At 49.2% G+C, this 238-nt stretch carries 1 rRNA gene; it reads right to left on the bottom strand.

Going from position 1 to position 238, the window contains the following annotated elements:
• Window positions 1–142: 142 nt before the first annotated feature.
• Window positions 143–238, bottom strand: a 23S ribosomal RNA gene (locus EFBL_RS14440); the annotation flags it as partial.

Raw genomic sequence — 238 nt, 5'->3', positions numbered from 1 at the left:
TCAGCTCTATTTTAGTTGCTCCCTGAAAACCAGATGCGAATATGAGATGCGCTGGGATCCACCTTCCCGGATTTCATTTCCGGGGCCCCCGCAAAGTACTCGGAATATGCTTCGAAGCATTCTCTTCACTTTGTGGGGTGTTTCGATTAAGCCCTCGATCGATTAGTACTGGTCAGCTCAACATGTCACCATGCTTACACACCCAGCCTATCCACCCTGTCTTCTTCAGGGGATCTTA

This window comes from Effusibacillus lacus, from assembly GCF_002335525.1.
In the GTDB taxonomy this organism is placed as follows: Bacteria; Bacillota; Bacilli; order Tumebacillales; family Effusibacillaceae; genus Effusibacillus; species Effusibacillus lacus.
The sequence above is the reverse complement of the archived record's forward strand: the minus strand, read 5'-3'. Positions and strand labels throughout refer to the sequence as shown.